General features: G+C 43.5%; 10 protein-coding genes. 4 read left to right on the top strand and 6 right to left on the bottom strand.

The window, feature by feature from the left end:
• The 6 genes from VGA95_08925 to VGA95_08900 form a co-directional block, all read right to left on the bottom strand.
• Positions 1 to 519: coenzyme F420 hydrogenase/dehydrogenase beta subunit N-terminal domain-containing protein (locus tag VGA95_08925; GenBank protein ID HEX9666664.1), on the bottom strand; the 519-nt coding region annotated here is incomplete at its 3' end.
• Positions 520 to 524: 5 nt separating this feature from the next.
• On the bottom strand, positions 525 to 1,814 hold the full coding sequence (locus VGA95_08920; GenBank protein HEX9666663.1) for a citrate synthase: 1,290 nt from the start codon (positions 1,812 to 1,814) through the stop codon (positions 525 to 527).
• 72 nt (positions 1,815 to 1,886) lie between these two features.
• Complete coding sequence (locus VGA95_08915) at positions 1,887 to 2,504, bottom strand: 2-oxoacid:acceptor oxidoreductase family protein (GenBank protein HEX9666662.1); 618 nt, start codon at positions 2,502 to 2,504, stop codon at positions 1,887 to 1,889.
• Between the two features lie 3 nt (positions 2,505 to 2,507).
• On the bottom strand, positions 2,508 to 3,353 hold the full coding sequence (locus VGA95_08910; protein ID HEX9666661.1) for a 2-oxoglutarate ferredoxin oxidoreductase subunit beta: 846 nt from the start codon (positions 3,351 to 3,353) through the stop codon (positions 2,508 to 2,510).
• Between the two features lie 14 nt (positions 3,354 to 3,367).
• Positions 3,368 to 4,492, bottom strand: coding sequence for a 2-oxoacid:acceptor oxidoreductase subunit alpha (locus VGA95_08905; GenBank protein HEX9666660.1), 1,125 nt, complete (start codon positions 4,490 to 4,492; stop codon positions 3,368 to 3,370).
• A 26-nt stretch (positions 4,493 to 4,518) separates the two neighbouring features.
• Positions 4,519 to 4,782 (bottom strand): 4Fe-4S binding protein, encoded by a 264-nt coding sequence (locus VGA95_08900; GenBank protein HEX9666659.1) that lies wholly within the window; start codon positions 4,780 to 4,782, stop codon positions 4,519 to 4,521.
• 381 nt (positions 4,783 to 5,163) lie between these two features.
• On the opposite strand from VGA95_08900, the gene VGA95_08895 reads away from it, so the two are divergent.
• The 4 genes from VGA95_08895 (at position 5,164) to VGA95_08880 (ending at position 8,058) form a co-directional block, all read left to right on the top strand.
• Complete coding sequence (locus VGA95_08895; protein HEX9666658.1) at positions 5,164 to 5,499, top strand: cytochrome c; 336 nt, start codon at positions 5,164 to 5,166, stop codon at positions 5,497 to 5,499.
• A gap of 164 nt (positions 5,500 to 5,663) precedes the next feature.
• On the top strand, positions 5,664 to 6,125 hold the full coding sequence (locus tag VGA95_08890; GenBank protein ID HEX9666657.1) for a hypothetical protein: 462 nt from the start codon (positions 5,664 to 5,666) through the stop codon (positions 6,123 to 6,125).
• 39 nt (positions 6,126 to 6,164) lie between these two features.
• Positions 6,165 to 7,235, top strand: coding sequence for a cytochrome c3 family protein (locus VGA95_08885; protein ID HEX9666656.1), 1,071 nt, complete (start codon positions 6,165 to 6,167; stop codon positions 7,233 to 7,235).
• A 16-nt stretch (positions 7,236 to 7,251) separates the two neighbouring features.
• The gene (locus VGA95_08880; protein HEX9666655.1) at positions 7,252 to 8,058 is read left to right on the top strand and encodes a cytochrome b/b6 domain-containing protein; all 807 of its coding nucleotides are present in this window, start codon (positions 7,252 to 7,254) and stop codon (positions 8,056 to 8,058) included.
• Positions 8,059 to 8,130: the final 72 nt, after the last annotated feature.

The raw sequence follows: 8,130 nt of genomic DNA, 5'->3' as shown, positions 1-8,130 counted from the left end.
AGTCGGTACAGGCTCAAGCCATAGATTATCGGAGGGACCAGCTACTGCGGCACCTTCAATGATCCCTTCCTCAAAAGCACACCTCAGAATCTCCCTTACTGCCCCACCATCTTGTGCATTTGCAACTACGTTTGGATTAGTACTCCTAGTTGCACACATAAATCGAGTAATCCCATAGTACTCATCTTCGCGTCTCTTTCTTCCAAAACGGCGTATGTCTATTTCTTCGGGTTCTAGCGGCTTCAAGGGCTCAAGGCCCAATCCGGTGCATGCGTTTGAACACACATCACAACCAATATTCTCACTTATAGCGCAATAATCAAATCCAAGCATTGGCTTTGCTACATATGGCATCGTAGAATTGTGATCGTATTTAATTACGCCATATGGACACGTAACCACACACATTGAACAACCACAACAGCTTCCCGCGGCCACTACCTGGTTCATCATTCTCTTAAATGTTGGTTTGAACTGATCGCGTGCTGGCGCTTTCTTTTTTCCGTCTTTAACAGACATACTATCTATCTCCTTTTTCCAATCGGTTTATAATCACGTTTGTCCTTTCCCACGTAGACCTGTCTTGGTCGGGCTATTTTTGTGTCTTTATCTATTAGCATTTCTTCCCATTGTGCCAGCCAGCCTGAGGTTCGAGGGATGGCAAAAAGCACCGGAAATATGTCGACCGGGAACCCTAGGCTCTGGTAGATCAAACCAGTATAAAAGTCCACATTGGGATATAGTCTGCGCTTAATAAAGTATTCATCCTCAAGCGCAATCCTTTCTACCTCTAGTGCTATTTCAAGCAGGGGATTCATACCTGTGACCTCAAACACTTTATCAGCAGTATCCTTAATAATTTTTGCTCTCGGGTCATAGGCCTTATAAATGCGATGCCCGAACCCCATGAGTCTACCTTCACCGGCTTTGACCCTCTTAATAAACTCAGGAACTTTATCTTTGGAACCAATTTCATTAAGCATTCGCAGCGCCGCTTCATTTGCCCCGCCATGTAAGGGCCCATAAAGCGCCGCGACACCCGCCGCAATGGCAGAATACGGATCTACCTGGGAACTACCCACCGCGCGAACTGCATTGGCACTACAATTCTGTTCGTGGTCTGCATGGAGTATAAAGAGTATATCCAGGGCCCTTTCTATAACGGGATCAGGCTTATACTTTAACTCTGTCATCTTGAACATCATATTCAAGAAATTGCCGGTATAACTCAGGTCATTATCAGGGTATGCGTAAGGCAGGCCCCGGCCGTGTCGGTAAGCAAATGCCGCAAGTGTTGGCATCTTTGCAATCAGGCGATGAATCTGCTTTTTACGTACATTTTTATCAAAGATATTTTTAGCTTCTGGATAAAAGGTTGACAGGGCACCGACTGTACTTAGAAGCATTCCCATCGGATGACCATCGTGGCGGAATCCCTCCATAAATTTCTTAATATTTTCATGAATAATCGTATGATGAGTTATGTCGTATACCCATTTTTCATATTGGGATTTGGAAGGCAGTTCTCCATGCAGAATTAAGAAGGCGGTTTCCAAATAGTTGCTTCCTTCTGCCAGTTGCTCAATTGGATATCCCCTGTAGCGTAGAATACCTTTATCTCCGTCAATAAAGGTAATGGTACTCTTGCAACTCGCTGTATTGCCGGATGCAGGGTCGTAACTCATGAGGCCAAAGTCATCCTCAGAGACCTTCATCTGTCTCAGGTCCATAGCACTAATCGTCCCCTGAGTGATCGGAATTTCGAAACTATTGCCGGTACGATTATCATTTATGGATAAGCTATCTTTAGCCATTGTACTTCCTCCCTTGAATATATATAGTTACGATTGGCATAGACTCCATATTACAAATAAAGAGTTGATCGGTTAGACATCGAAGCCCTTGCCCAAACCTTGTACTTTATCGCCAACGTACGCGGCATTGGGCTGGACCTTATCATAAGCTTCTATTGCCAGTTCGACTCCTGCTTCAAGGGCACTTAGGTTTAATCTCTCGGTTCCTTTGGGAATTTTTGAAAAAAGGGCTTTTTTTATAGCTTCTATCGAAACCACTTTCGTTAAACCTACTATCACTCCCAACGCAACAATATTAGCTACAATCACTTTACCCAACCGGGTTCTAGCGATCTCTATTATCGGGAGCCTATATAATAACTTATACTTTCCCATCGGTACATCTCGTACGGTTTCATTATCTATTATCAAGATCCCGTCATCCTTAATATCTCCCGCGTACATATTAGCCGCTTTTTGAGTTAGGGCTAGGAGAACATCGACCTTCGTTGCTTTTGGATAATCTATATCTTGATTACTGATTATTACTACAGAACTGCTAAATCCCCCTCTAGACTCTGGTCCGTATGATTGAGTCTGAATGGCGTTCTTCCCATCGTGAAGCGCGGCGGCCTCGGCTAAGATTATGCCGGCAAGTATAAGTCCCTGACCACCTGAGCCACAGAGCCTTATCTCATACCTATCTAACATTATTCAATACTCTCTTTCCATATTTACTCTATCGACCGATTTCTCAAAACTCTCTGTAAGTGCATGATAAAGCTGTGTATATTCAGGTGCTTCCCTTCTATGGAGTACACCGGTTATGAATCTCCCTTCGAGCTCTTCGGCCCCCATTTTCTGGGCCCTATCTACACGTACTGCGTGTCTTCTCTGCCAGTCTAAGAGCGAGAAGGCCGATTTAAAGGTGTTCTTTCTGCCATAATAAACAGGGCATCCAACCATCACTTCAACTACTGAAAACCCCTTGTGTTTGAATGCCTCTATTATGATCTTATCAAGTGAAAAGATATTATAGGTGGTCTCCCGTGCTACAAATGTAGCTCCGGCCCCAATCGCAAGCTTAGAGAGGTCAAACTGGGGGTCTATATTGCCATATGGCGTGGTGGTTGAATAGGAACCGTAGGGAGTTGTTGGGGAGTGCTGTCCGCCTGTCATTCCATATATATAATTGTTAAAAATTATATATTTCATATCAATATTTCTACGGCAGGCGTGTATAAAATGATTTCCCCCTATCGCTGCGCAGTCTCCATCGCCTGAGACCACTATCACATTAAGTGCGGGGTTGGCAAGTTTAATGCCGGTGGCGAATGTCAAAGGCCTGCCATGGGTTGTGTGGAGTGTATTAAAATCTAAGTAACCAGAAATCCTGCCGGAACAGCCTATTCCCGAAACAATCACCGTGTCTTCCTTTTTATAACCTAACGAATCGATCGCCCTTATTAAGGATTTCATCACTATTCCGTTCCCACATCCAGGGCACCAGATGTGTGGCATCTTATCTTTTCTCAAGTATCTGTTGTAGTCAAAAGCCATGTTTACGATACCTCTTAATGTATGACGCCCTCTACTATCTCATCCGGTGAAATTAGCTCCGTATTCACCCGATTTATGGGTATCACATCTGCTTTTCCACAAATTGCTCTTTCTACCTCTAATACTACCTGTCCGAGGTTCATTTCCGGAACGACTATCTTCCTGACGCCTTTAAGTCGCCGCTTAATTTGCTCTGTGGGAAATGGCCAAATCGTGATAAGTTTTAAGAGACCAACTTTCTTTCCAAAATCCCTTGCAAGATTGACCGCGAGTTTTGCTGATCTCGCAACAGATCCATAGGCAACAATAGCCGTTTCCGCATCGTCAAGCATATACTCTTCCCAGTGCGAGATTTCATCCTTTCCCATCTCAATCTTTTTTGTAATTCTTTTAATTAGCTCCTCAATTATTTTAGGGTCATTCGTAGGAAATCCACTCCAGTCGTGATCGAGTCCCGTTATGTGAAACATATATCCGTTGCCGAAGTTGGCTAAGCACGGAACTCCGTCTTGCGAGGGTTTATAGGGAAGATAATTCTCCGGGGCAACTGTCGGTTTTTTCCTGTTTTTAATGATTATCTCACTGAGTTTAGGTGTTCTAATTTTTTCCCTCATATGTCCGATAACTTCATCGAGTAGAAGGACCACTGGATTTCTGAAACTTTCAGAAATATTAAAAGCCCTTACGGTCTCGTAAAAGCACTCCTCGATGGTTGAGGGGGCAATTGCAACTGCCGGATGGTCTCCGTGGGTTCCCCAACGGGCTTGCATCACATCACCCTGACTAGGACCCGTAGGAGCACCGGTGCTTGGTCCACCACGCATCACATCGACAATAACACAGGGAACCTCCGCCATACAGGCAAACCCTATCTGCTCTTGTTTCAGAGAAAACCCAGGACCGCTAGTTGCCGTCATGGCTTTCGCTCCAGCAATTGAAGCACCGATTACCGCCCCCATAGATGCGATTTCATCTTCCATCTCGATGAAAACACCCTTTCTTCGAGGGAGGTTATAAGCCATATATTCGGCAATCTCACTTGATGGACTTATGGGATAGCCTGCGAAGAAATTGCATCCCGCAAAGATGGCTCCTTCTGCACAGGCTTCATTTCCTTGGATAAACTTTACCTTCTCCATATCTTCCTTTTCGCTGTTTTCAAAATTTAATCGACAGTTATTGCGAAATCAGGGCACTCTAACTCACATAGCATACATCTACTGCAGAGGTTTATATCCGTTACTGATGGGTAAGCCCCCTTCATCTCCAGACATCTATTTGGGCATATTTCGACACATATCTCACAACTCTTGCAAAATTCCTCATTTAAAGTAATGGTAACATTTTTCCCCCGCGCTTTTTGGCTGACTCCACTCCAGACAGTGCTCTTACGTTCTTCTTCCTGCCAAACTTGATCTATTTGGTTCATATGTGTAACTTCCTTGGTATATTCGCATTTGCAAAATTCGTACCAAGCTTTTAGTTGAGCGCTCCTAAGATCCTTCATTCTCATAGGGATTAAGAAAAAGCGGTCGTGCACTAAAGAATATAGGTCTCTATTGCCTTCTGATGATGTGGAGTGCAACACGAAGAATCGCTTACGAAGGTGTCATATGTCAGGAAATCCAACGCATTCGCGAGACCTGGATGATTACTCCTTGGTATGTGACCGGTAAGACTGATCGGCATGATATTTGCCTATGAAAAGGTTGGTATGCAATTAGATGATTAAGCTAGGGCTAGAGGCTAGAAGGTAGGGTTGAGGAGAACGAAGCACTTAATGACAAAATAAAACTAAGGAGGTAGCCAAATGATATATAGAAACATCTTTTTAAATATGGCTATTGGTATCGTGTCAGTTTTATTCTTTGGGATTAGTGGCTTTGCTCAGGAGGGGGGAGCTCAGGTTGAGGCAGGAAAAAAGATATACAACGAGATGAAATGCCCCATGTGTCACAAAATAGATGGTGTTGGAGGGAAGATTGGCCCTGACCTTTCAGGTGTAGGTAGCAGGAAAGATGCTCAGTGGATAAAGGGATTTCTAAAGGACCCAAAATCCATCATTCCAGATACAAAACAGCCGCCTTTTAAGGGTACGGATGAGGAACTCGAAGCCGTTGTGACCTATCTGATGAGCCTTAAATAAAATAGGTCTGGACAAAATAAACATTAGCTCTCGTTATAGCATAGGTCATTTGAATATGAAAAACAGGGTATTTTTTCACCTAAAATTAGGGCGTTTTCCCTATTGCAAGGACTAGCCCCCTTTTACTATATTAAAGGTGAGATCAAAAAAAGGGGGTAATAATCATGAAAAGGTACTTTGGTAATGAAGTCGTAAAGAAGGGAATTTATCTCAGTCTCAAGCGAAGGGATTTTGTCACTATAGAGAATGAAAGCGACCCTTTACCGGGCGCAAGTGACGAACGGTACGTCAACATACAGCCCATAGCCATGATTGTGTTGGGACCAATTATGGGGCTAATGTACGTGATCTTCTTGCCGTTTATCTCGTTTGCGATGGTTTTGGGTCTCATGGCTAGCAAAGCGCTACTGGGATTGCGGTTGCTAGGGGAGAGCCTGCTGAGAGAAGCTACTCTGCATTGGATACCCGGGGTGGCCTACCTCACGTGGCGAAGACGATCTGAAAGGGGCGAAAGGCAACAGTTTCAGGAGGGTCTAAAAGAAGAGAAAAAACCCAGGGCTCCCGACCTTCTCAGCGAACTAGAAAAGGAAATCGCAAAGAAGCGCGAAGAGGCGAATAAAAGTTAATATGAGGTCATAAGATAAAGGGGTCCAAAAGATGCATCGATGTCTTTAGCTACGCTCACGCAGATCGTCATATATGTTAATTTGGTCTTGATATTTCCCATTTTTGCTCTGGCTGAGCCCGAAGCCAAGTTGTCAGAGGAAGTAGAGTTTTGTCTAGGGTGTCATAGTGATCCAAGCCTCAGTATTGTATTGCCGAGCAATGAGGAAATGTCCCTCTACGTGAACTCAGATAATTTCGCCTCATCGATTCATGGTGACAAACTGGCCTGTACCGACTGTCATAGCGACATATCAGATTATCCACACCCCGAAAAAGAGCTCGAAAACAGACGCGCCTACAGCTTGGCTCTCTATGAGAATTGTAAACGGTGTCATTTTGCCAACTACACAAAAACCTTAGAGAGCATTCATTACAGTCTCCTATCAAATGGAAATACAAGGGCTCCTGTCTGCGTGGATTGTCATGGAGCCCATTATGTAACAAGACCAGATAAGCCGAAAGCGAGAATTTCCCAAACCTGTAAGAAGTGCCATGTTGGGGTCTACGAAATTTATAGCACAAGCATTCACGGGAGGGCTTTAATTGAAGAAAACAACCCGGACGTTCCCGTGTGTAGTGATTGCCACAATGCGCATAATATAGACGATCCGAGAACCCGTACCTTTCTGTTAAAAACCCCTGAGCTATGCGGGAAGTGTCATGCAAATGAAACACTCATGCAGAAATATGGGCTCTCGACTAAGGTTCTAGAAACCTATCTTAAGGACTTTCATGGGGTAAGTGTTACATTTTATAAGGGCCAAGAAGAGGATATTACTTCCTGGAAGCCTGTTTGTACTGATTGCCACGGGGTTCACAATATTACCAAAGTAACTGACCCCGATTCTCCTGTACTAAAAGCGAATCTTGTACACACATGTAAAAAATGCCACTCGGATGCCACTACAAATTTTCCTGGGGCGTGGCTTTCTCACTACGAACCGAGCCCTGACAAGGCTCCCCTCGTGTATTATATAAAGCTCTTTTATAAGATATTTATTTCTTTTACGATCGGCGGGCTAGTGCTCCATATCTTGCTTCATGTCTGGCGTGTGGCGACAAATAGATAGCTGAGGAAAAGTTCAAATGGATAATAGAATGAGGGATGAGATAAATCTTGAAGAAGGTAAAAATTCCAAAAATGAAGTTATGCCGCGAGGAACGCGTCTTCCAGATAAGTTTGTAAGATTTAATCCCCTTCAAAGGATAGAGCACCTTCTAGTTATGATTTTTTTTATCATACTCGTAATTACAGGGCTCCCTCAGGAATTTTTTGAAGCCTCCTGGTCAGCATGGATTATAACGAGGCTTGGGGGTATTGACATGACTCGTTTTATCCACCGCATGTTTGGTATTCTGTTTGCTGCACTGGTTGTTTGGCATTTGGGTCGCATTACTCTATTTGTTCTTTTGAGAAAGGTAAGACCTTCAATAGTTCCAACATTCAAAGATTTCAACGATGCCGTAGGAATGCTCAAATACTACATGGGGCTTTCCGAGGAGCACCCTAAATTCGGTCGCTATGATTTTAGGCAAAAGTTTGAATATTGGGGACTTGTAATCGGTGGGATTTTTATGATCGTTTCAGGCTTTGTCCTCTACTTTCCAATCTTTTTTACAAAATTCTTACCCGGGGTAATCATACCCGCGGCGGAAACTGTCCACGGCTATGAAGCTCTGCTTGCCTTTCTCGTCATAATTATCTGGCATATGTATGGAGCACATTTTAATCCCGATGTATTTCCATTCGACCCAAGTATTTTCACTGGAAAGATTTCACGAGAGAGAATGGAAAAAGATCACCCTTTAGAATACGCAGAGCTTATTAAATCTTGGACTAAGAATGAAGAGAACAAAAAACTTGCCGGGGGCAAAAAAGGGGATAATGTATAATAAATTCAGTAGATATTCATTGGGAGAAATGGTATATAGGTGGTCTATTGATAGAACAGGGAAATGGATCTT

It is taken from the genome of Thermodesulfobacteriota bacterium, from assembly GCA_036397855.1.
Classification (GTDB): Bacteria; Desulfobacterota_D; UBA1144; order Nemesobacterales; family CSP1-2; genus DASWID01.
The sequence above is the reverse complement of the archived record's forward strand: the minus strand, read 5'-3'. Positions and strand labels throughout refer to the sequence as shown.